The 23,734-nt window shown below is 46.1% G+C and carries 25 protein-coding genes and 1 tRNA gene; 12 read left to right on the top strand and 14 right to left on the bottom strand.

What is annotated here, in order from left to right:
- Positions 1-14 precede the first annotated feature (14 nt).
- From RCO25_RS03235 to RCO25_RS03255, 5 genes are read left to right on the top strand one after another with little or no spacing between them, the layout of a single operon-like run.
- Positions 15-1,121 (top strand): GerAB/ArcD/ProY family transporter, encoded by a 1,107-nt coding sequence (locus RCO25_RS03235; RefSeq protein ID WP_308994695.1) that lies wholly within the window; start codon positions 15-17, stop codon positions 1,119-1,121.
- Positions 1,118-2,680, top strand: a complete 1,563-nt coding sequence (locus RCO25_RS03240) for a spore germination protein (protein ID WP_308994696.1) — start codon at positions 1,118-1,120, stop codon at positions 2,678-2,680. The genes RCO25_RS03235 and RCO25_RS03240 overlap by 4 nt, the downstream gene beginning before the upstream one ends.
- A 24-nt stretch (positions 2,681-2,704) precedes the next feature.
- Positions 2,705-3,856 (top strand): Ger(x)C family spore germination protein, encoded by a 1,152-nt coding sequence (locus RCO25_RS03245; protein WP_308994697.1) that lies wholly within the window; start codon positions 2,705-2,707, stop codon positions 3,854-3,856.
- Positions 3,857-3,883: 27 nt separating this feature from the next.
- Positions 3,884-4,126 (top strand): hypothetical protein, encoded by a 243-nt coding sequence (locus tag RCO25_RS03250; RefSeq protein ID WP_308994698.1) that lies wholly within the window; start codon positions 3,884-3,886, stop codon positions 4,124-4,126.
- A gap of 31 nt (positions 4,127-4,157) precedes the next feature.
- Complete coding sequence (locus RCO25_RS03255) at positions 4,158-5,246, top strand: GerAB/ArcD/ProY family transporter (protein ID WP_308994699.1); 1,089 nt, start codon at positions 4,158-4,160, stop codon at positions 5,244-5,246.
- 11 nt (positions 5,247-5,257) lie between these two features.
- Here RCO25_RS03255 and RCO25_RS03260 read toward each other — a convergent pair whose 3' ends face one another.
- The 5 genes from RCO25_RS03260 to RCO25_RS03280 form a co-directional block, all read right to left on the bottom strand.
- Positions 5,258-6,037 carry a sugar phosphate isomerase/epimerase family protein gene (locus RCO25_RS03260; protein ID WP_308994700.1) on the bottom strand — a complete coding sequence of 260 codons (780 nt, stop codon included), beginning with the start codon at positions 6,035-6,037 and terminating at the stop codon, positions 5,258-5,260.
- Positions 6,038-6,063: 26 nt separating this feature from the next.
- Positions 6,064-7,638, bottom strand: coding sequence for a GMC oxidoreductase (locus tag RCO25_RS03265; protein ID WP_308994701.1), 1,575 nt, complete (start codon positions 7,636-7,638; stop codon positions 6,064-6,066).
- A gap of 255 nt (positions 7,639-7,893) precedes the next feature.
- The gene (locus RCO25_RS03270) at positions 7,894-8,202 is read right to left on the bottom strand and encodes a DUF1292 domain-containing protein (protein WP_308994702.1); all 309 of its coding nucleotides are present in this window, start codon (positions 8,200-8,202) and stop codon (positions 7,894-7,896) included.
- Between the two features lie 117 nt (positions 8,203-8,319).
- Positions 8,320-8,883 carry a stalk domain-containing protein gene (locus RCO25_RS03275; RefSeq protein WP_308994703.1) on the bottom strand — a complete coding sequence of 188 codons (564 nt, stop codon included), beginning with the start codon at positions 8,881-8,883 and terminating at the stop codon, positions 8,320-8,322.
- 166 nt (positions 8,884-9,049) lie between these two features.
- Positions 9,050-9,253: a hypothetical protein gene (locus RCO25_RS03280; protein ID WP_308994704.1), complete on the bottom strand. Its 204-nt coding sequence runs from the start codon at positions 9,251-9,253 to the stop codon at positions 9,050-9,052.
- Between the two features lie 124 nt (positions 9,254-9,377).
- On the opposite strand from RCO25_RS03280, the gene RCO25_RS03285 reads away from it, so the two are divergent.
- Complete coding sequence (locus RCO25_RS03285) at positions 9,378-10,112, top strand: MBL fold metallo-hydrolase (protein WP_308994737.1); 735 nt, start codon at positions 9,378-9,380, stop codon at positions 10,110-10,112.
- 91 nt (positions 10,113-10,203) lie between these two features.
- Here the strand turns inward: RCO25_RS03285 and RCO25_RS03290 are convergent, their stop codons facing one another.
- Both RCO25_RS03290 and RCO25_RS03295 read right to left on the bottom strand, forming a co-directional pair.
- Positions 10,204-10,455, bottom strand: coding sequence for a DUF3892 domain-containing protein (locus RCO25_RS03290; RefSeq protein ID WP_374992046.1), 252 nt, complete (start codon positions 10,453-10,455; stop codon positions 10,204-10,206).
- Positions 10,456-10,590: 135 nt separating this feature from the next.
- A complete protein-coding gene (locus tag RCO25_RS03295) occupies positions 10,591-10,761 on the bottom strand; it encodes a hypothetical protein (RefSeq protein ID WP_308994705.1) in 171 nt (56 codons plus the stop codon).
- 157 nt (positions 10,762-10,918) lie between these two features.
- On the opposite strand from RCO25_RS03295, the gene RCO25_RS03300 reads away from it, so the two are divergent.
- The 6 genes from RCO25_RS03300 (at position 10,919) to RCO25_RS03325 (ending at position 13,943) form a co-directional block, all read left to right on the top strand.
- Entirely contained in the window at positions 10,919-11,107 is a 189-nt protein-coding gene (locus tag RCO25_RS03300) for a DUF2524 family protein (RefSeq protein WP_308994706.1), read from the top strand.
- A gap of 121 nt (positions 11,108-11,228) precedes the next feature.
- A complete protein-coding gene (locus RCO25_RS03305; protein WP_308994707.1) occupies positions 11,229-11,405 on the top strand; it encodes a YjfB family protein in 177 nt (58 codons plus the stop codon).
- 237 nt (positions 11,406-11,642) lie between these two features.
- Positions 11,643-11,804 (top strand): aspartyl-phosphate phosphatase Spo0E family protein, encoded by a 162-nt coding sequence (locus RCO25_RS03310; protein WP_308994708.1) that lies wholly within the window; start codon positions 11,643-11,645, stop codon positions 11,802-11,804.
- 117 nt (positions 11,805-11,921) lie between these two features.
- A tRNA-Val gene (locus tag RCO25_RS03315) sits at positions 11,922-11,994 on the top strand.
- A 155-nt stretch (positions 11,995-12,149) separates the two neighbouring features.
- Entirely contained in the window at positions 12,150-12,818 is a 669-nt protein-coding gene (locus tag RCO25_RS03320; protein WP_308994709.1) for a DUF2238 domain-containing protein, read from the top strand.
- Positions 12,819-12,989: 171 nt separating this feature from the next.
- Positions 12,990-13,943, top strand: a complete 954-nt coding sequence (locus tag RCO25_RS03325) for an S-layer homology domain-containing protein (RefSeq protein ID WP_308994710.1) — start codon at positions 12,990-12,992, stop codon at positions 13,941-13,943.
- 78 nt (positions 13,944-14,021) lie between these two features.
- On the opposite strand, the gene RCO25_RS03330 is transcribed toward RCO25_RS03325, so the two are convergent.
- From RCO25_RS03330 to RCO25_RS03360, 7 genes are all read right to left on the bottom strand, one after another.
- A complete protein-coding gene (locus tag RCO25_RS03330) occupies positions 14,022-14,717 on the bottom strand; it encodes a uracil-DNA glycosylase (RefSeq protein WP_308994711.1) in 696 nt (231 codons plus the stop codon).
- A 138-nt stretch (positions 14,718-14,855) separates the two neighbouring features.
- A complete protein-coding gene (locus RCO25_RS03335; RefSeq protein ID WP_308994712.1) occupies positions 14,856-15,872 on the bottom strand; it encodes a LacI family DNA-binding transcriptional regulator in 1,017 nt (338 codons plus the stop codon).
- A 95-nt stretch (positions 15,873-15,967) separates the two neighbouring features.
- A complete protein-coding gene (locus RCO25_RS03340) occupies positions 15,968-18,232 on the bottom strand; it encodes a glycoside hydrolase family 88/105 protein (protein ID WP_308994713.1) in 2,265 nt (754 codons plus the stop codon).
- Positions 18,229-20,019 carry a hypothetical protein gene (locus tag RCO25_RS03345; protein WP_308994714.1) on the bottom strand — a complete coding sequence of 597 codons (1,791 nt, stop codon included), beginning with the start codon at positions 20,017-20,019 and terminating at the stop codon, positions 18,229-18,231. The genes RCO25_RS03340 and RCO25_RS03345 overlap by 4 nt, the downstream gene beginning before the upstream one ends.
- A 46-nt stretch (positions 20,020-20,065) precedes the next feature.
- Positions 20,066-20,938 carry a carbohydrate ABC transporter permease gene (locus tag RCO25_RS03350; protein WP_308994715.1) on the bottom strand — a complete coding sequence of 291 codons (873 nt, stop codon included), beginning with the start codon at positions 20,936-20,938 and terminating at the stop codon, positions 20,066-20,068.
- A 57-nt stretch (positions 20,939-20,995) separates the two neighbouring features.
- Positions 20,996-21,898 (bottom strand): ABC transporter permease, encoded by a 903-nt coding sequence (locus tag RCO25_RS03355; RefSeq protein ID WP_308994716.1) that lies wholly within the window; start codon positions 21,896-21,898, stop codon positions 20,996-20,998.
- 87 nt (positions 21,899-21,985) lie between these two features.
- On the bottom strand, positions 21,986-23,611 hold the full coding sequence (locus RCO25_RS03360) for an extracellular solute-binding protein (RefSeq protein WP_308994717.1): 1,626 nt from the start codon (positions 23,609-23,611) through the stop codon (positions 21,986-21,988).
- Between the last annotated feature and the right edge of the window lie 123 nt (positions 23,612-23,734).

A 23,734-nucleotide genomic window follows, 5' to 3' on the forward strand; every position in this document is an offset into this window, starting at 1 on the left:
AGGAGAAAAAACCATTGCAAGAACATGAAACGGTGAGTTCAACACAGATGGCGACCCTTTTCCTATGCTATTTGGCTGGTTCCTCCATCCTTTTCATACAACAACCCTTGATTCAACTTGCAAAAGATATGGCTACGCTGGCTGTCATTACTGCAAACGGCATAGGTTTTCTGTTGTTAGGTTGTGTTCTTTATTTGCACAAACAGTATCCCGGACTAACCTATGTGGAATACAGCAAGCAGGCAGTAGGCCGCTGGTTGTCTATGGTCTTCGCGATTCTGCTTATCGTTGAGCTTATGCTGACAGCAAGTGATATCATTCGAAACGACGGGGCCTTTGTAGCAAATACGATAATGAGCGCAACGCCAGTCTATGTGTTAAATTCGCTCCTTCTAGCGACTGCCGCTATTACAGCGTACTGCGGAATCGAAGTGATGGCCAGAATGTTCGTTCTTTTGATGATTACGAACTTTCTGTTTATAGTTGCTGCATATGTACTGAACATACCGAATTACCAGGTTGAAATGCTATTCCCCCTATTTACCGAAGGGATCAAACCATTCTTTTACGGAACGTATGTTGCAACAGGGATTCCTTACGCGGGACTGGTCGTTTTCGGGATGCTGTTACCTTATGTAAAACAAGAGGACAAGCCCTCCCTTGGAAAATGGATGTATGGGGCTCTTGTTACGCATGGAATAACGCTATTGCTGGGGGTCATATGCACCATTGCTGTACTTGGTCCGTTGGCAGCAGAAAAAAAGTACTCTTTGTATGTATTATCCGGAATGATTGAGATTGCGGATTTTGTGGAACGTCTACAAACCACCATGGTTTTCACTCAAGTCGTCGGATCCTACATGAAAACCACCATTGTTTTGTTTATTCTGAATGTCACATTGTGCAAAATATTACAAAAACAAAATGAACGAATCCTAATCTTCCCTCTAACCTTAGTCGTCCTGCTTCTTTCGTTAACCGCTCCAAATGAACAAGAAGCATCCCATTTGTTTACAGATGTGGCACCATTCGTTTATACAACCTTAGGAGTTGTCCCATTACTGATCATTGTTCTTGTCACTTTCATCAAACAACGGATCAAGAGAGGAAGAAATAGATGAGTCCAATTTCGAAGAGGAACCGTTCAGCCGATCATTCGTCCACGAGTCAATCATTAGATAACGAAAATCCTCAGTTGCCCGAGAATAAGGAACCGATCTCTCCTGACTTGCCGGTTAATAAGCAGCGGATGGAAACGATCTTCGCGGAATGTAAGGATGTCATGTTGCACCCGTACCATTACGGACCTGATCTCCAACATTCAGCATTGGTCATTCACTGTGAAACGCTAGTTCAGGACATGAAAGTGAGTTTCATAAAATCGGTTATGCAAGATCTTACGGACCATGAAGTTGGTCCGGCCTATAATATTACGCCTGATCAAATCGATTCTTTTTTCAGCCGGCAAGGCATTTCCGCTCATTCCACGAAAATAATCGAACATCTTGACGAAGTCGTACAACATATTATGAACGGCTATGTCGTTATCTTTTTTAACCAATGGAATAAAGTGCTCAGCTTTAACGCGATATCAATCGAGACGAGACAAGTGACAGAACCGATTACGGAATCCGTCGTAAAAGGGCCTCATGAAAGTACGGTAGAGAATCTGAAAAAAAATATCGGAATGCTTCGTGCAAGATTGATAACCGTAGACTTTAAAATGGATTTCTTCAGAGCGGGGGGAAAATCGAATAGCGAAATTGCTTTTGGTTATGTGGAGGGTGCCGTTAACCCAGAAACGTTGACCGAATTTAAACAACGAATAGCCAAAGCCAAAGATATGGAAATATTGGAGACCTCGTACATTGAGGAGCTTCTGGAAGATTGGACTTACTCTCCATTTCCACAATTTCGTTTCACGGAACGTCCGGATACGGCGGTGGCTGCTTTGTTGGATGGCAAAATTATCGTGATGGTCTCCGGCAGTCCGTCCATCATGATTTGTCCGGGTCTATTTCCCGAATTTTTGCAATCCAGTGAAGATTACTATGAGCGAACCGTTTATTCCTCCATGGTTCGTCTACTAAGGCTATTTGCTTTTGTTGTTTCGCTCACCTTGCCAAGCATCTATATTGCCCTAACAACCTTTCATCCCGAATTGATCCCGTCGGTTCTCTTGTTGGCGATTTTAAACACACGGGAAGGGATCCCGTTTCCTACTTTCGTTGAAGCGTTCATTATGTCCGTTTTCTTCGAATTGCTCCACGAAGCAGGGATTCGTCTGCCGAAGACGATTGGCTCCGCAGTGAGCATCGTAGGGGCGCTTGTCATCGGTGATGCGGCAATCAATGCCGGCATTGCCTCCCCTATGATGGTTGTCGTAGTGGCCATAACCGGGATCTCCACTTTTACCATTCCGCAATATAATATTACCACTGGGCTGCGTGTCTTGCGTTTTCCGCTGATGATTCTTGCCGCTACACTGGGAGGATTCGGGCTGATGATCGGGTACCTCTTGATTTTCCTGCATATGACGTGTTTACGCTCGCTCGGCCAGCCGTATTTTGCGCCGCTCGGCCCTCTTCGCCTGCGGCAATTACTCGATGTGCTCATTCGCGCGCCATTGAAAACGTTGTTTCGTTCACCGCGGAATCGGCATTCACACAAGTCGTCTTAAGTAACGGAGAAAGAGGGATGAGCATTGAGAAAGATAGCGGTTGCGGTAATATCTTTTGTTGCTTGTCTGTTTTTGGCAGGATGCTGGGATAAAATGGAATTAGATGATTTAGCGTTTGTTCAAGCGGTTGCCATCGACGAAACCGAGAATGGAAAGATTAGAATGACAACCCATTTCTATAAACCTCAGGGCGTGGGAAGTGGAATGTCTCAAGGGCAAGGTGCCAAAAGTTATCAAAATGTGGAGACGATCGACGAGTCCATGTTTGAAGCGATTCGCGACTTTACGCTTCATGTGGGCCGCAAGGCGCAGTGGAGCCATATGCGGGTCTTGATTATCGGGGAAAAACTCGCCAAGAAGCGAAATATCGGAGAGATCCTGGACATTATGTCGCGGGACAATGAACCGAGGGCTACCATGAACATCATCATTGGCAAGGACCAAGGCAGTACATATTTGGAGGTTGCGCCGTTTATCGAACAAACCGAAGCTCAGGAGCTGCTGAAAATTAGCCGGATGGCTTACCGTTATACCGCTAAGACGGTTAATACCAATTTTTTGGATCTGTCTTTGCAGCTGAAGAGCGAAACGGGTATTGCAAACATACCGTACGTTTATCGCGACAAAAGAAGTGCGCCCGACTCCGTGCCTGTTCTAGCAACCGCGCTAATAAAAAAAGGGAAAATGGTCGGACTGCTGGATAATAAGGGTACGGAATCGTTGGTTGCCCTTACTGACCAATACAAGAACGGAATCATCGAAACGGCCTGTCCGAATCCAAATAAAAGGGAAACGATTTTAGCGGAATCCTTCAAGACAAAAATAACACCTGAAATCAAGGAAGACTCGGTTGACGTTCACGTATCCGTCAAAATCGATGGAATCGTCGGCGAACTCGTATGCACGACCTTGACAGACAAGGAAGGGTTCCAGCGTTTCAGTGATAAGATCGAAAATAGCGTGGAGCAGCAGTTGCAGAACACGATAGAGCTGCTGCAGAAGAAAAAACTGGACGCAATCGGAATTGGCAATCTCATACACCGACAAAATCCGGCTTTGTGGAAACGATGGAAACCGGATTGGGAAGAACGTTTTGCTCGCGCAAAATTCAATGTCGATGTCGAGGTAAACGTGCTGAACACAGGTATGAACATCGGAAAGCCTTATGCCAAATAAGAAACCGTGAATGTGGGGGACGAATATATGCTTGTAAAAATAATGGTTTTAGTTATTTTATTTGCTGCAATATTTGTCTCTGACGGTCCGAAATGGAAAAAATTTGGGCCCAGGGAGCGAATTGCTTATAGCGTGATCATGACCGTGGCCGTATATCTGAGTGTAGATTTTGTGGCAGATATGAATTTACCGAATCTCGATGAGCTGCTCAATGTTTTTTTGGCCGACCCGGCTAAACGCATCGTGGAATCGATTAAGCTCCCGTCCTAGTACGTCTGATTGAAGGAAGCGGTGGAATGTAATGAAAGAAAAGGTTAGTTCAGGGCAAATGGCCGCGCTATTCCTCTCGTTTATGGCGGGATCGGCCATTGTCAATATACCCGCACCTTTGACAGGGGCCGCGAAAAATGGAGCTTGGATTTCGGTCGTGATTGCAAATGGACTCGCCATGCTCCTTTTAGCTTGCGTTCTCTATTTAAACAGACGCTATCCCGGTTTGACATTTGTTGATTATAGTCGCAAAGCTCTTGGAAAGTGGTTATCCTTATTCGTTATAATCCCTATGCTGCTCCTGGCTTTGGTAGATATTCCCTATATTGTCATCGATATTGGAGGATTCTTTAAAAGCACGATGATGAGGGGAACACCTGTATATATCACGCACACCCTCGTTTTTTTGACTGCTGCGCTGACAGCAAGGGCGGGAATTGAAGTCATGGCCAGAATGTTCGTTTTGCTGCTATTCGTTATTATTGTCTTTGTCATTCTCGTATTATTGTTCGTTTCGCCATATTATCACGTGGAAAATCTGCTTCCTTTAGGAACAGTCGAGCTCAAATCGGTCATGCATGGTACGTATATCGTTTTTGGGTTTCCGTTCGCCGAACTTGTTACTTTTTCGATGCTTCTGCCGCTTGTTTCCAAGGAAAGTGAACATTCGCTGAACAAATATATGTTTATCGCTCTTTTGAGCATAGGGATCCTGTTAATCGCCTCAATCGTGTGTTCGATTATGGCTTTGGGCCCCCTCGCCGGAGAATTAAAGTTTTCCCTCTTTCAACTCGCACGTCTAATCAATGTGCAAGAGATTATCGAGCGGGTCGAATCCGTGATCGGCATGGTCTTGATCGTCGGTTCCTATATGAAAACAACCATCATGCTGTTTATTCTTAACAAGATGTTATCGCATGTTTTGAAATTCAACGATGCTCGGAGTGTTATTTTTCCTGTTACGCTTGTGACCCTGCTCCTTTCTCTTACGATGTATAAGAATGAAGCGGAGTTTGCCGAAGCTGTCAATGTGGTCTGGCCGTTATTCACTATTATAGCAGTTGTACTTCCCTTGGTTCTAGTTACGGTTGTTACCCTATTTAAAGGGAAGAATGATTAGGCGCAACCAGCTTATTGTATAGATTTCAAATAATCCAGGCTCTTCTTAGCACTTTCCAGAGGATGTGGGCTCACATCCTGCTCTACGAAGTAAAATTTCACTCCTACACTCTCCATAATACGAAAAATCGACGGCCAATCGATGATGCCGTAACCGACTTCCGTAAAGTCCCCGTTCTTGTCTATATCCTTCACATGGATGAGCGGGGACATCCCGCTGTACGCGAGAAGGGCTGACTTGGGGTCTAGGCCCACTTTCCTCACAAAATATAAATCAAGCTCCAGCTGCATTAAATCACGTCCAACACCTTCAAGCAACCGATCGATTATTTTCTTGCCGTTTCTTTTTTCAAATTCATGAGCATGAGGATGATATAACAAAAGCATCCCGTGACGTTTTACCTCCTTGCCCATTGTTTTCAAAGAATGGACAAGCGCCGGAAAATCCGACTCATCGGCAAACCTTTCCTTGGGAAACCCGGTTACCATATAATGAGCGCCTAGCGTTTTGGCATAATCGATTTGGTTCTGCAAGTTATTTTCCATATCTTCCGGACTAACGTAAGTGGAAACGGTCTTCAAACCGAGACGCTCTAACTCTTTCTTCATTTCGGCAGCCGGAATCCCCTCATAATCTAAAGCAAATTCCACCAATTTATATCCCATATCCGCCACTTTCTTAAGCGTTCCGAAGAAGTCTTTCTTCGTTTCGTTACGCAGCGTATACAGCCCCAGTCCAGGTGGAATTTTCGACATATCCCACATTTCATTGCCTACTCTTAAGAATCTCAAATTCATCTCACCTCTTCGCGGACAGGTTATTTAAGCTGCTGCACGATATAATCCGCCGTGCGAATGGCGAGCGCGACGGTAGTGAGTGTAGGATTGGCGGTACCGCTTGTCGGGATGACGCTGTTGTCGGCGACATAAAGTCCGCGTATGCCATGGATTTGACCATACCGATCAGTTGCGGAAGTGAGCGGATTGTCTCCCATGCGGCAGGTTCCCGTTTCATGATTTTCAACGCCGGGGGGCGAGAGGCTAAAAACCGATCCGTTTTCCCTTTCTATCAAGGGCACTTTCATCGCTGAAGCGGCTTTAAGTATCCCTTCCGCCATTTGCCCGATCACGATTTCGTCCTCCCCGCTGTAAGAAAATCGGATTTGCAGCTCCGGCATTCCGTACGAATCGCGTTTGACAGGATCGAGGAAAACTTTGTTTTCGTACCTGGATTCAACTCTTCCTGAAGCGTAAAAATTAACTTCCCACTCCTTTTTCAAAGGTTGTTCTTGATACTGAACCCAAATGTAATCTCCCGGCCCTCTTATCTGTATTTGATAAGGACGGTGTTCTGTACCTGGGACTAATATGCTGAGCGGACCCAAAACTTCCGGGAATTCGTCCCGGATCACAACACCTGTGGCATTCACCCTTGAATGTCCGACCAGATAATGTCCGATCGCTCTTCCCGGAATATCGGAGTTCAGTAATATTTGCGGCGATCCAAGAGTGCTTGCCGACAGAACGACGTTCTTCGCTTTTAGGAAATAGGATCTTTTATCAGGTGTCATCACTTGTACGCCGACAGCCCTATCCTTTTCAATCAGAACCTTGACGGCGCGGGCATTAACCGCCAAATCGAAGGGGTAGTTAAGGGCCTGTGCGAATAACACAAGGGTGCTGAAGAACGGGTTGGAACGGATCACACCGTTTTTCGTCTGCTCTAGATCGATCGCGAGCGGTTCATCCGTCGATTCGGGAAAACCGTTCATTTGAAGCCGATTCAGCAGCATTTGCGTGATTGACGCTTCTTTGGTAAAAGAGTAGGTGACACTCAAGGCTTTTTCCGCAAGCCCATAATAAAAATCCATCTCTTTCAAGGTAACGGGCCATTGCGCAATTTCAGATGTTGGCATGCGGGGACTGGCCACTGACCAGAACAAGGTTCTTCCGCCCAGGGCATACACCTGAGGAGACTGAAATTGAGGTGGAGTATCCGCCACACTTCGAAAATACGCTCCGAAACGCTCATTCATCGTCGCGATATTCCAAGCGTGGGTCGGCAGCAGAAGCCCTCCTCTTTCGACGATCCCGACCCGTTTTCCGCTATTTTGCAGCTGCTTGATTAATCGCCAGAGGACGGCCCCTCCTCCTGCCCCGGTACCGACAATGAGCACGTCATAAACCGTTTTCTCCATCTCGTCTAACGAAGTTAGAGGAATCCATTGCTCATTGAAATCAAGCGAGTCAGGCAGCTTTACTTGCATACCTGCAATATTCATATCAGGACTTTTTATGTGCGAATTAAAGGAAATCAGCGACACCAAATCGACTTTGCATTTTCGAGAGATTGTTCTCAGGGTATCCGTATCATGTGCGAGATAGATCTTCATATCTTCACATCCTTTTAATACTCTTTATATGAGGAAACGTATCCGCGTAACACAAAAATAAACTGAGATCAATTGTTCCTTTTTTGGCATCGCTTCGATTGCATTTTTAATCACATTCACGAATACTTGCTTGAGTTGATTTTCTTCACACACGATCGATAGTTAGTTAATTGTGCTGTCGTAGAAAAAAAAACGATCCGCAAGATAAACTTGCAGATCGTTTTAGTTTGGCTGATCGCAGGTGACGAATGAGAATTACTTCTCTTCGCTCTCCGAACGGGCAATTTCTTCGTATATCGCTGTAACGCGATCCCATTCCGCATCGTCTTCAATACCGACTAGGAAGGACTCATCGTTTTCTTCTTCAATACGGAAAATGACGCCGTCCGCTTCCGGATCGTTACGGTCCAGCAGTACAGCATACACATTGTTTTCGGATTCAAACGTATAAACCATGACCATTTCGCGTTCCTGGCCCTCGTCGTCAGTCACGATAAAGACATGCTCTTCATGCTCGTGGTCTTCACCACAGCCGCAATCATCGCCATGCTGATGCTCGCTCATGTTATTACCCCATTTCAATAATGTTTACAGACTATCGTATAGTAACATGACAGTCTATCAACGGTCAAACAAAGACGCCCCTTTTCATAAAAGGAGCGCCTTCTCGAAGCCATGCAATCAAAGTGAAGAAATTAGTTTTTCCGAAACAGCGGTCCACTCGTCGTAGCCTTTTAGCTTCAGAAAGAAGCGAATCGGATATTTCCCGCTTGATTCGAATTTATATTCAATCTCATCCGTTGCATACCAGAAATTGTCTTTGGACGTGTTCACACTTTCTGTTTGAATCACTTTCTCTCTCCCGTTCGGGTCGAAGATCGATACCTTAACAGCCACAATATCTGTTTTTAAATTATCGATCTGGGCAAACACTTTAAACTTGGCTTGATATCCTCTTGCCACATTTCCAAATACCGCGTTATTTTGGAATAGGAACATATGGACATTTGGCTTATACACAATCGCACGTTTACTTTGATTGTCCCATTCAACGATGGCTTGCATTGATGTAGCCAGTTGACGAAGCGGCAAATAGGTTTTGCCTTCGGTCACTAACCCGCCGTCATCCTGCTCCGCCCCGTTAATAAAGACGCGTACCCTCTGCGTTGCAGAATCTGCAAACAGCATCGTTCCGCCCCAAAGAGACAGCAATAGCAGCAGAATTGCAACTTTTCTGAATTTCATAGTTGTATGCCTCCATCCGATAGCCTGGATGTATGGTTATACTCGGATACTCATGCAAAGTTGCGTTTTTCCGAAACTATTTTGCTTATAGTGCGATTGCACCAACGCTGTCAAACGGTGTTGAAACCTGCGCTTGCCTGGGAAATAGAAGTGCGAAATAAAATCATTACCCATACGTTCTCGTTAATACGCAAGGGACACCCTTACCGACTGTTCCAGGTGTTCTCATTCTAGCCAAATAGCTGATCCCTCTCGCGCATGGCGTTTTGCATACCGCACAGGTATCTGAGAGTACAAGCTTATAATTATAGTACTTGCGATCACTTGCCGGCTTCTTTTTCTTTACTACTTTACCTTTTCCTTTGCTCATCCCTAGTTCGCCTCCACTGTACGTAACGCTTTAGCATTATATGTAGAGAAGGGCGAATGTGCATCAGTAATTGGCAGAGATACTTAAAATTTGGTACATTAAATAAGTGTAATGACGAGGGGGTATTGTTATGAACATAAAAATGATTGGAACGGGCAGTGCTTTTGCCAAAAAATACGATAATAACAACGGACTCATTGAAATCAATGGCTTTCGACTGCTTGTCGATTGCGGAATAACCTTGCCTAAAGCTCTGCATCAGCAAGGGATCTCTTTTCAAGATCTTGATGCGGTTCTAATCAGTCATATTCACGGGGATCATGTTGGCGGATTGGAAGAGTATGCTTTTCAAATGATGTTTAAATATAATCGGAAGCCTGTCCTCTATATCGCGGAAACACTCGTTGAACCGCTTTGGGAGCAGACGCTACGCGGAGGACTAACGCAAGAACCGTTAGAGAGGCTGGATGATTTTTTTGATGTCCGTCCTCTTGAGCCAAATAAAGACATCGAGCTTCACGAAGGGCTGAAGGTTAAGCTGCTGCAAACCAAACATATCGAGAATAAACCTAGCTATTCTTTTTTGTTTAACCAAAACTTCTTCTACACGGCTGATATGCGGTTCGATCCTGTGCTTCTTCAGCAGCTGGTTGATGAAGGCGTCACGACGATCTACCACGATTGTCAGCTTGAAGCGCCAGGCGTCGTCCATGCTTCCCTAGAAGAGCTGTTAAGCCTTCCTGAAGAGATACAAAGGAAAACATGGCTTATGCATTATGGCGACGCGATAGAGCAGTATAAAGGCCATACGGGAGCAATGCGAATAGTCGAACAACATAAGACCTATGAAATCAAATAACCGCAAGAAAGGCGCCGCATGACTTGCATGCAGGCGCCTTTCTTCAAATGTAAATAAATCCCAATTTATTTTACCCCATTAATTAATCATTCTAAAAGGTAGGCAGCTGATCCAAATTGTTTGTCGGATCCCCGTCAGCGTCGCCGCGGATATAAAACTCACCATCTCTGCCCTTAAAGGTATTCACACCTGCAATATGCCCTGCTTGTACTTCTTGAAGTGCCGTAGCATAATCAAGCACCCGGCCGCTGTTCGTTTTAAAAGCTGTAAGATCGCCGTCTCCATCCTTTTGCACAGCAACGATTTGCTCCCTCGTATCTTGTCCACTGTTCATGTCGCTCATGATTACTAGCCCCTCTCAGAATAGAAGATTGTACAGCCAACTTTTATCCTGCCCTTCTCGGCACCCTTTTTATGCATAAAAGCAAACAAAAAAATCCGACGAGCCCGCATCTATCGCGCTCGCCGGATTTTCGTATTATTTTCTTTTGATTGCGTTTGCCGGAAGTCTTCTTCTCCATACGAACTGCTCATCATGCGATAAGGAATCCCGAATAGCGAATTTAGCCACAGAACCGATAACAATACCGATAATTCCAAACATCCCTAATAGCCAAATAGCTAAGTAGGCATACTGTGCAGCCAACACGAACCGCCTCCTGCGCGCTTTCTATAAAGGTATGCAGGAAAGTTTTCCTTTAGTATACGTTTCCAACATGCATACTCATTTGTAAAAAGCTCATACTAATCGACAGACATTGGATAACAATGCTAGCGTGAAACCATACATTAAGGGAGGCACAACCATGCTTGAAAATGTAGAGAGCAATTACAATTGTTCAAATGCTTCGACTGATTTACCCAACTTGCTTCAGGAACTGGAACAGCTGGAGCAAAACGCAAACAGCGATCAAAGCGAGGAACAGCTGCAGCAATTAAATCGAATCCGGAACCAAATTCATTTTATTCGCAATAAATGCGATATTCCGCAATGAGTCATAATTAAAGGCGGTCGTTTTGCGGAAATATATGAGCACAATTATGATGTGAAGACATATAAATGCTTATATATTAAATAAATCCCTCCCACTTGCCGATATATTAAGCAGGAGGTGAATGATGGATATAGCAGCAGCTTCCATGACGATGAGTCAGAACCGTTTAGCTCTTGCAACCAGTATCCGTGTCATGTCTTTGAGCAAAGACATCGCTGCGCAGCAAGGAAAAGAACTCGTTCAAATGTTGAAAAATGCTCAGCCGAATTTAGGCAATAACCTTGATATTCACGTATAAATTCCCCCCCGCGGGCAGGAATGCCTCAGGGGGTTCTTCCTCAACGCTTGTGATTCCAACTTTGCCGTTTTAAGCTTGAATTGTTTCATAATACAATTATAGGTGTAGATAATCGAATACGAAGGCTTCAAAGTGATGCATTGTTCAGAAAACTAACAAAAACCTAATTGCTTTTTGGAAAAATTCTAACAACCTTCGTTTATCCTTAATTTATACAAATGATAAGTTGGAGGGATTATGATGGAAAATAATTTTTACCAGCAGAAAATTGAAGAAATGAGAGCGGAAATGGTACGATTATTTGAAGCTTGTAATAACTTCACTGATCATGCTGTTATCAAAATCAGTCAGGAGCTTGACCATCTCCTTAACGAATATTCAGGCAGTCTGGCCAAATAGTCGAGGATAATAAGCAGCACCGCAATTAATCCTTATCTCGACCATCGTGCTAACTTTCAATAAAAAAGTGTTGACTTCGCATCTTCACCCTGCTATATTATTAATTGTCGCTAATATGATCTGGTAGCTCAGCTGGGAGAGCACTATCTTGACAGGGTAGGGGTCACAGGTTCGAACCCTGTTCAGATCATCAAATAAAAAGCCTGCAAATCCTTATAACAAAGGGTTCGCAGGCTTTTTTCTTATTATTTAACATCGAAAAATAATTTTCTTTTGCATTCAACCTGTATTTACCCTCCTAACATCGGGAACCATACTGTCATTAATGTAAGGAGTGGAATTCCCATGACTTTTAAACGACAAGAATGGACGAGTACCAGCATTCCTTTTGCTCGCAATAAACCTTTGCAGCTAATGATCATCATTTTTATCCTATTTTTTGGTCTTTTGGCTTTTTCGCCCACTGATCGATTTATATGGATAACTTATAACTCAACCCTAATCGCGGTTATCCTAATCCTTGTCTTCACTTACAAGTGGTTTCGTTTTTCAAATCTGTCCTACCTTCTGATGCTCATTTTCTTTTGTCTCCATACTTACGCGGCACATTATACATATGAAGGCACACCTATGGACCAGTGGCTAAAAATATCGTTACATACAAAAAGAAGCTATTATGATCAAGTCGTTCATTTCGCCTTCGGACTCCTCATTGCTTTTCCGTTCCGTGAATTTTTCATATTCCAAGTTAAGCCGCGCGGAATTTGGTCATATGTTCTGCCAGTAGTCTTTGTAATCGGCTTTAGCGCGCTATTCGAGATCCTTGAAATGTTGGCCGCCTTAGTAGCTGGCCCTGGTGGCGAAGCCACATTTGTTGGAATGCAAGGTGATATCTTCGATACGCAAAAAGATATGGCATTAGGATTCCTTGGTGGAGTCATTTCGATGGGTATTCTCGCATGGATAATCAGGAAAAGGGATAAAACAAATGCTGCTTCGGATTCCCTACGCTAACCCTTAAAATACAAGCAGGAATAATTACGAATTAACATTTTAAAAGATACTATTCAACATGAGAATCCTTGATTTTAAGGGTTCTTTTTATTATCTTTATAAGGATTGCAACAATTTGCCTTTCTTCAACGTCAAATAAGTGCTGCAGCAAATAATAAACGAGGTGACCATATGAAAAAAAGATCCCTACTAATCTTAACACTGGTTGCGATGATGCTCTTCACTCTCGGACAAACCGTCTGGGCATTCAAGGACGTTAAAAATGATGCAAATGAGAAACAAATCGAGGAGCTTCAGAAGCTGGGCATACTGAGCGGTGATAAGCATGATAAGTTCAATCCGAAAGGCACGCTTACTTATGCGCAAGGCGTCTCGATGATCGTTAAAGGCTTAGAGCTTAATATTGATCACATCCGCTTCATTAAAGCGCCAGAAGCAAGCGATTACTTTACAAATCTAAAAGATGATGCCTGGTACTCCGATGCGTTTATCATCGCAAATCTAAACGGCTTAGAAATTCCAAAAACGGTAAAAGCTAATGATATCATGACACGTGAGCAATTCGCTCATCATTTGTTCAAAGCGATACTGACCAAAGGCGATTATGCCTTTATCGAAATTTTCATGCTGCTCGAAGACGAGGCTGACGTCAACAAGGATTATATGGACAGCATCCAGAAGCTGATCATTAGCAAAATTGTTACACTGGATAAATCAAACAAGTTTTATCCAAAGAAAGCCATTACACGCAGCGAGGCTGCCGGCTGGCTCTATGGGGCCATTCAATTCGTAAAGGAGACGACACCTATTCCTGAATTGCCTGAACAACCGGTCCTAGATCCAAAGCTTTCTGTAACCGCAGTAAACGCTGAAATTAATAAAGTAACCGTCACGGCTCAAGTGCCGCACCCTGGTTATGGCATTCGTATAGCCTCTATCGGATTTGAAGGCGATAAAGCTGTTATTTATCTCGAAACGGTATTGCCTGATCCGGATAAAATGTATCCGCAAGTCATTACTGATGTATCGGTATCCACTTACGTCGATGCAAAACTAAAACCTGTGCTTCCGGAATCAGCGGGTTCGAGCCAATCGTCCACGGGTTCTGCGATTATCGCGGAGTAAGCGTAAACGGTTGTCGTCCCCAAATAAGGCTTCTCTAATTGTCTGAGCTGAAGCTCAGACAGCGGAGAAGCCTTTTTTTCATTTACATTTAAGCTCAGACAGCATCGGAATCGCCCAATCAATGGGCTCACACCCTATCTTCTCTAGAAACGCATTCGCCCGCGAGAAAGGCCTGCTCCCAAAAAATCCTCTGCGTGCCGCAAACGGACTCGGATGCGGCGAGGAGATAATAAGATGTTTGTCCGTATCAATGGCACCGGCTTTCGCCTCTGCATGCTTTCCCCAGAGCATAAATACAACGGGTCTCTCCCTCTCGTTCAGCGTCGCTATAACCGAATCGGTAAATCGCTCCCATCCGAGTCCCTGATGAGAATTAGGACTGCCCTCTTCCACCGTCAGCACCGTATTTAGCAGCAGCACGCCTTGCCCCGCCCACGACTCCAGACTGCCATGATCAGGTATTTGTGCGCCTATATCCGTTTCTAACTCCTTATATATGTTCTTCAGAGAAGGCGGCACCTTCACGCCTGGCTGTACGGAGAAGCTAAGCCCATGCGCCTGCTGTGGTCCGTGGTATGGATCCTGCCCCAGGATAACCACTTTCGTTTGTTTATAAGATGTATAATTAAGTGCATTAAGAATGTTTTGTTGTTCAGGAAACACCGTCTTGCTCTTATATAAAGTATCTAACTTTGCCAGCAGCTCCACCATATATGATGCTTGAAGCTCGTCCTTTAACTTCTGGGACCAATCATTGTTCAGCCGTATCGTCATTTTTCCGCATCCTTCCAAGACTGTGTAAAATAAAAATCTCCTCCGCAAGACCTGATTGCTCAGTTCCATGCAAAGGAGCTTTGAATATGATAGGACTTTTATATGCTATTTCTAATTTTAGCATGACCTGCGTGTTAACTACAATATTTCACTCGTACTTACCTCGGCTGTGGAATCTCTTACGATCAGCTCCGTGCGAAGAGCAATCCGCTGCTTGACCGTGTTCGAATCCGCAAACTGTTGGATAAGCAAATCAACCGCTGCCTCTCCTAACTGATCCATAGGCTGAGCAATCGAAGTTAACGGAGGATTCGTAACCGTCGCCAATAGGGTATTATCGAAGCTTACGATCGATAAATCAAAAGGCACACGCAAGCCACATTCCTTCGCGGCCTGCAGTGCACCGACAGCTATCAAATCATTGCAGCAAAACAGCGCGGTTGGCCGGTCCATTCGGCTAAGCAGCTCCGATGTCCGGGCTCTCCCATCCTCCAGTCCGCTTTTGCAAGCCAAAATACTTTCGTCAGGCAGCGAAATCCCTGCTTCCCCGAGCGATTGTCTAAAGCCGCGAACCCTTTCACGGCTGCTGCTTATCTGCAGGCTCTCTGCGAGCACCACCATTTTCGTATGTCCTAGACTTAGCAGATGGCAAGCAGCCTGTCTCCCGCCGGCGTAATCATCCGCTACAACCGTATGCACGGGAAACGAGTTTACCTCACGACCGATAACGACAATGGGGATAATCGTGCTGATATCTTGTAAAATGTCATTATTTTCAAGACCTGTACCGATGATGATGCCGTCCACGCGTTTTTGCTTTAAAACAGAAATATATCGTTCGACACGGTCATCCTTATTATCCGTGCTGCAAATAATGACGCTGTAGCCAAATCGATGGCCGCGATCCTCGACAGCACGAGCAACTTCGGCAAAAAAAGGATTGGCAATATCCGGAATAAGCAGACCTAACGTGAAGGTCTGCTTGCTGGTTAGAGCCGAAGCGATCGCACTGGGCTGATATTGCAGCCTCTGCATAATCGCAAAAATTTGATTGCGCCGCTCCGTGCTTATTTTCCCTTTAGCGTTAATAACCTTCGACACGGTTGCGATAGAAACGCCCGCTTCTCTAGCTACGTCGTAAATGGTCGCTTTCATTTCGATTCCTCGCTCGCCTTTTCGCTCATACTCTATTATGCTCAAAGTGATGGAAGATTGGCAATCATTTCTTATTCAGCCATTCATGATCGGAATCAAGTTTGTTCTATTGGTTGCGCCTTTATCTTGGCAGGCCCCGCTGCTTTCAAGCGCATGATCTCCACGCCGGCAAGCAGCATAATGCCGATACCATGGTTGTCATTAAGGACCGTTCGCAAATCATGCATGTAATAATCAGGAGAGAAGGAATAACGAGAGCCGCTGCATACGCCATGTACATTGCCCTGCTTGTCAATTGCGCTGCTCGTTAGCCCTTGCCATGCCCGCAGCGCGGTTTCGGTATATGCCATCTGATCTTTTAACCAGCCACAGCGAACGCCGCGTGCAAACGCATAAGCAAACATCGCCGTACAGGATGCTTCCTCATAAGCATCTGCCTGATTAAGCACCTGACGCCACATGCCTGACTCACCCTGCAGAGCAGCAACCCCAGCACACATTTCCTCAAAAAATGCTTCCAGCGCTTGTCGATCGCTGTGTTCAGGAGGCAGCTTTTCCAGCAGCTCCGATAAGGAAAACAAGCACCACCCGTTTCCGCGTCCCCAAGGCACAAGCGTAGCTTTTCCGTATTTAAAATCGAACACATGCGACATGAGGCCTTCGTCTGCCATAAATAAATAGCTTTTGAATAAAAGAAATTGTTTCGCAGCCTCATCAAGCGATTTCGGCTCACCTGTTGCCAATGCATAACGGATCAAGAACGGCCCGCTCATATACAAATCATCGGCCCACATCGTATCTGCCGAATATTCGCCCGGACACTGCCGATAGAACGCTCCATCCTCCTTCCTTTCCAGCTGCTCGAGCATGAAATCCGCAATCCGGTCTGCGATTCGTAAAAAAGTTTGATCCCTCGCTGTTGCATATGCCTCCAGCATAGCCGAACCGAAAGAGCCGCAATTATCAAGCATTCGTATCAAAACGAGCTGATGATTAATAGACGGGAACCCGTATTCCTCTTTATCCCACATGGAATAGTCGTACATGTCCGTGCAGCTGCGGATATGGCTCAGCGTGTAATCGATCAAATCCCTGCGTTCCAGCTCGCGTGCCATCTTTAGGAGCCCATACATCGTAACGCCGAGCGGATAATCCCAGCGGCCATAGTTCGTCGCGCTTCCGGTTGTCCATTTATTGCTCAGCATCGCATTCTCGTAATAGGGACGGACACGCGTCTGCGGAGCATCCACCCACCAATACGAGTAACCGCTGAATTCTCCATTTTGATTAACGGCCGGGAAAAGCGCTGCAGTCGAGCATACTAACGCAGAATCTACGGCGTCAGCAGGATCGAGAGGTCCAGCAAACAGCCACTTTCCGTTGTAACCGTGAATATGCGCCGGCGCTTCAAAGCCCAAACGGTTTCCTTCCTGTTTGGCACTAAGCTCAAAGCCCCAGCCTGCCGATCCGCTGATGGAACGCACTAACAATTCGTTGTACCCGGCAGAAGCGTTTACTTCTATCCTAAAATCCCCAGCCTTCATCAGAGCTGCGGCAAATTGTCCACCCAGCCAAATGCTCGTTGGACCATATGCGGTCCCTTCCAGCACAATGACGGCATCTCTGCCCGGCACATTCAACTTTGTCCAGCCAAATGCGGCAGCCGGTACAGCGGGACTTCCGAATAAACGCTCGCAATTCGGCCGTTCAGCTTCCTCGGCTGTCCATTCCCTGCGAGGAAGCCAGCTTAAACCGCTGGCTTCCTCCGATTCTCCAAATGAAAAGTAACCGTTGTCTTCCAATATTCGAGATTCGTCTGCGGGCTCTGAATAGACCCAGCCTGCGCTGCCTGCTCTTCCGGAGAAAGGAGCCAGTACCTGCATAATGCGTACCTTTGCTTCATCTGCGCCGAAACGGCAGCCAAAACCAGCGACTGTTTTGCGCGCTTCGATTAACACTTGATTCCAGCCTTTGCGGAACAACAGGGGGATTACTGCCTGCGCACCTGGCTTCAGCTCATCGACGACGGACGAGCGGTATACCTGCTCTTCATTCACCAGAAGTTTAATGGGGCCAAACGGCTCTATTATGCCGTCGATTGAGCGCTCGTCATCGCTCCAGACAAGCCCGTAAAGATAGGCGTACTGGCCCTGCCTCGCATCCGGCAGCCTTTCAAATAGGTCCATTTCATATAAACCATTTTCGCTTTGCAAAATACCTGATTTGGCGAAGGCACGCAGCGTAAAAGGTACGGGCGGGTTAGCGCCGACATACCTTCCGGCAAGCACCTCCAAGATGCGCTTGTCATCGTCTCCGTACCAATAGCGGCTGCTTTCGCGCGGTTCAAAATATCCGCTCATTTCATCAGCTCCTCTTGATCAGTCAAAGACTGCGGGTTTGTGGTCTCCGCATCCGCCTTAGGGGGCGAGAGCTTGATATCAAACGTTTTATTATAGGGTGTCATCAGATTGACGACAAGCGATTGGCAGCCGGCCGGTATCGCTGTATTCCGCAGCGTTTTCACTAAATGCTCATGCGCACCGCCATCAACCTCTATCCAATCCTCTCCTGCTGCATAACGAACGTTTCCATGCTTCCAGAAATAAGCATCCTCTATGGGAGTTAGCCCTTCGCCCGAAAATGATCCTTCGCTGCCAAATACGAAAACGACCTGCGTCATCATGCTGTCAGGCTCCGGGCAACGAAGCTGAAGCTGCCAGCCATGCTCGGTTTTCCTTAGCTCTGCCTCGACATGATGGCATTGCAAATGCGTCGTCTCTCTTAGATGATGGGGAAGCAAGTACCATGGACTAACCGCCGATCCTGCCGACAGGGGTAAATTCTCCTCCGCTACGGGACCGTAATAACCCTTGCTCTCGACAGCCGTCAGCTTATAGCCCTTCTCCAGCACCTCCAATTCGTTCATCTTTACAAACCCAGGCTCAAAGGAAGTGCCGATTTGTACCGCCAGCAATTTCGCATCGCCATGCCGAAGCGCAAACATCGAGCTCGCCTCAGCCATCACGGTTAAGCTTGTTTTCCCGTCTCTTTCGCGGGCAACCGGCGCGCCAAAATCAGGATGCAATCTGCTGTGATAAATTTTACCGCCGTGCCCTGCCGCATCCATTTCACTTAAAAAACGTTTCCGCGGAAAGTTACGGTTAAGCACCATTCGGTATATCGTTGGCAGCTCGGCCGGATGAATGGTATGCTCTCGCAGCTCGGGCCGCAATAAATAACTGAGCATGGCATTGTTAGGCAGCCAGCCTGGATGTTTAAGCGATTGGCCCGCAAGCTCGGCGATCGCTTCAAATATAGGATTGTAATCCCTTTGTGCCATTAACCTGCTGACTAGAAAGTAGCTTTCCATCGTATAGCTGAGGCCAAAATCCTGCCTTCCCGAATAATCCGTGACGACCTCTCCGTTAGGATGAACCATGTATGCCATCATCTTCAGATTTCGGCGGACCGGCTCGAGCAATTCCGGTTTATCTAGAAGCTCAGCCGCATGGAACAACATAACATCGCTGACCGCATTGTAAATGCCGTTGCTACGCTCGGTCCATTCCCCATCCTCCGTGCAGTCCAGCCCCTCAGCCAACCACGCGTGTGCTCTTTCCTTAAGGTCAGCGCGGCCCGTCAGCTTGTACATATACCCCAGCGCTGCAGTCAGCACCCAGCGATGATTCGGCGTATGGCAGCCGCCTGTCAATAATGCGGGAATCGTCTGCTCTAGAAAGAGCAAAATATTCGCTGTCGATTTCCGAAGCGGCTCCCATTGCTCCGCCCGCAGCAGCTCATAAACCTGTGCCAGCCCAACGACTACAAAAGCGGTATCCGGCGGTGAATGCATATTGGTCCATCCGGGGGATATCGTGCCGTCGGCATGCTGGGAGCGCAGCATATATTGCGTGCCAAGCTCCAGTTGGCTGGCCAGCTCCTCGTCATGATGGAGCATCGAGTCCTTGTTGATCAAAGCTGCGACCCAGAGCGCCATTACCATCGGCGAGCCGCCATGGCTGGGCCACGCGATACCGTTCTCCGCGTCGGCTACTCCCCCGTAATATCGGCTGCCTTGATCCAGCACCTGCCGGCTGGCGCCCTCTTTTGCCCAAAAATCGTTTAATTCAACAAGCTTTTCGTACATGCTCCTCCGTCCTTTCGCCACGTTCATATCGTACGGCTGGATGCCGCTATCCTTTTACAGCCCCAAGCATAACACCGCTTACAAAGTAACGCTGAAGCCACGGGTAGACGATCAAAATCGGCACGGTTGCGAAAATAACGCTGGCTGCCTTCAAGCTTTCAGGCACGACCGTCGCCATTTGTGCGCCTTCCATCTGCATCAACTCGCTGATCATATTGTTTTGAATGAGCTGGTACAGCTTAAGCTGCAGCGGATAAAGCTCCGGACTGTTGATATACATCAGCGTGTCCGTAAAACCGTTCCAGCGGCCTACCGCATAGAACAAACTAAGCGTCGTAATAACAGGAAGCGACAAAGGAAGAATAATGCTGACCAGCGTCCGGAAATGGCTGCTGCCGTCAATCTCGGCCGATTCTTCGAGACTCTCGGGAATATTGTTGAAAAACGAGATTAATATAATCAAATAAAACGGATTGATTAGCCCGGGAAGCACCAGCGCCCACATCGAATCCAGCATATGCAAATTACGAATTAAAATATATTCTGGGATAATGCCTCCGCTGAAGAACATGGTAATGACGACGATAAACATAAAGCCTTTACGGCCCTTCAGCTTCTTTTTAGATAGCGGATAGCCCATAGCAATCGTCATCACCATGCACAATACGGTGAAAATGCCTGTCAGCAGCACCGTGAAGCCAAGTGAACGAATCATCGCAGGGTCAGAAAACACTTTATAATACGCCTCAAAATTCAGCTCTACCGGATACAAGCTCACTTGCCCCGAAAGAATTGGCTTAACCGAGCTTAGTGAGATAGCCAATATATGAAGAAATGGAGCCAGACAAATCAACGTGCAAACGGATAAAACAATAAAATTAATCGTATCAAATACACGGTTAGCGGTTTGTTCTCTCATCACGTCCGCTCCTTTCAAATAGTCGCTAGCAAGAAAAGGAGATTCATTGCGTCAGGTTTATAGGATGCTCTCATCCGTCAGCTTCTTGGAAATGTAATTTGCCCCAAGCACGAATACGAGGCCAACGACGGCTTGGAATAACCCTATGACCGTTGCCAGCGTATATTGACCGGACTGAAGCCCGATACGGTAAACGAAAGTACTTAATACATCCGCATACTCGCGAACCGCTAAATTACCAATGACATAGGGTCTTTCAAATCCGATGGATATCATATGCCCAAGATTGATGATCAGCAGCACGATGATGGTTGGCTTTAGGCCGGGCAGAGTAATATGCCAAATTCTCTTTAGCCTTCCCGCTCCATCAATGCCGGCAGCTTCAAAGAGCTCCTTATTAATACCAGTAAGCGCGGCCAAATAGATGATCGTTCCCCAGCCTGCGCTTTGCCACACGCCAACCAGGAGATAAGTAATGAGCCAATCGTTTTTATCCGTGAGAAACGGCACCGCGTCAAATCCAATCGAAGTCAGCAAGTTATTAATCATGCCTGACTGTGTGCCAAATACCTGATAGACGATACCGCCAATAATTACCCAAGAGATAAAATGGGGAATGTAAAGTATGGTTTGCGACAGCTTCTTAAACCAAGCCGTCTTCAATTCGAATAGCATAATCGCTAATATGAGCGGTGCCGGGAAGGATACGAGCAGATCAAGAAAATTGAGCATCAGCGTATTGCGAAGCGTTTTATAGAAATCGCTCATCCCGAATACTTCCTTGAAAGCTTCCAATCCGATCCATTCGCTGCCGTTTATGCCTTGAAAAAAGTTAAAATCCTTAAATGCAATCTGTATGCCGTACATGGGACCGTATTTAAAAATGATGAAATACGTCAGCGGCAATACAAGCAGCGCATACAGCTGCCAATATCTGCGGAAATAGACGGTCATGCTCACAGCGGTTGCCTCCTCTAATGAAGTTGAATTCTGCGAGGGAGCAAGGCCAGGCCCCGCTCCCACCGCAAATCCCAACTTACATGCGCTTTATTTGGATTTCATCTCTTTGTAAACAGCGATCCGTTCATCCAAAATAGCTTGACCGCCGCTAGCCATATAATCCTTTAGCATCGAATCAAAAGTGCTCTCGAATTGCTCGGGTTTCGCCATGGTCGTTTTCACGATAATTTCATTGAACTTGTCGAGCAGCGTTGTTGCATATTTGGTTTGAGCTTCAATCGGCCGATCCATCATCACGAGTGGAATCGTATCCGTATTGGCAATTTCTTGGGCAACCGCAACTTGCTCTTGGAACTGCTTAGGCATTGCCAGCGCTCTCGCCTTCAGATTTTTCTCCATGCTGCCAAGCTGCTTGCCGTTTGAAATAATGGCCATATCGCCAACGTTATACATCCGGTTTAACGCTTCTTCGGTCGGATTTTCCATAGCAACAGGAATTCCATCTACCAGCGTGTAGTTCTCGTTTTCGATTCCGTTTTGGATTTGGAACAGGTTATCGCCCGATGTCATCCAATCCAAGTATTTGATAGCCTCTACAGCCCGTTCGCTTGACTTTGGAATCATAATATAAAGCCCATTCGGAGCATATTTTGGCTTGGCATGCTTGCCTTCTTCATTTGTGTATACGTCAACGGCGGCAATTTCAGCGCCTGGCACGTTTTTTTGCAGCAGGTCATACGATCCATTCTCATAATAAATGTTCACGTCATCTTCACTGAAAAATCCGATTTTGCCTGTCGAGATATCCTCGCCTAATTTTTTCTTGTCTTTATCCAGCCCAAAATCTTTGTTTATAAGCCCCTCATTGTAAAGCTTGTTCATGAACTGAAGTGCGTCTTTAAATCCTGGAAGCAGAACGGGATAATCATTGGAGCCAAGCTGCTGCGTAAGCGTATATTGCTCTTCTTCCGTCATGGTCTTAATAAACGACCAAAGCAGCGGTTCATACTGTGCCGATGCGATTGTCATACCCAGCGGAATGACTTGTCCTCCGGTTTGCCCGGGATCCTTCTCTTTAAATGCCTTCAAGGTTTCATACAGCTCATCAGTTGTCTTCGGAACCGGCATGCCCAGCTTATCCAGCCAGTCCTGGCGAATAAAAGAAGCATATTTACCGATGTTTGAACGTTTTGCCGGAATCGCGAATTGCGTTCCTTCAAACTTGCCGTAACCGAGTACTTCATCTCCTAAGAAAGCTTTTAAATTGGGTCCATACTCATCAAGCAGCGGCCCAAGATCGGTTAAACCGCCTTGTTTTGCATAACGGTTGAAGGTGTTCGGATCATACGTGAAGACGATATCCGGCACGCTGCTGCCGCTTGCCATCAATACATTCAGCTTTTCAACTTCCTCTGAACGCGGCACTGGAACGTATTCCAACTTTACGTTGTTCGGCGCCCCAAAATTTTCTTGAATCCATTTTGTCCAATAATTATCAGTAATAGTGGAGCCTGCAGGTGAATTGCCTCGATCGAATACTTCAACCTTTAGCGTAACTGTCTTTGCCGGAGCTCCGCTTCCGTTCGTGCTCTCTGCTGCATTTGGCTCGGATTTAGATGAACACGAGCTGAACAACAAAGCGCAAACGACCATAAAAGCAAGCATTGATGTTTTTGAAGCAATGAACCGTTTTTTCATTATGTTTCTAGTCATCGTTCCAACCCCTTCTTCGTATCGATTGGTATTCGAATCAGGTTGCATGACCTTTTTAGACAACGCTTACATACCGTTCATGCAACCCGTATCGGAATGACCACAGTATGGCATGCCAATCGT

Origin of the sequence: Paenibacillus sp. LHD-38, from assembly GCF_031157315.1 — a bacterium.
Taxonomy (GTDB): Bacteria; Bacillota; Bacilli; order Paenibacillales; family Paenibacillaceae; genus Pristimantibacillus.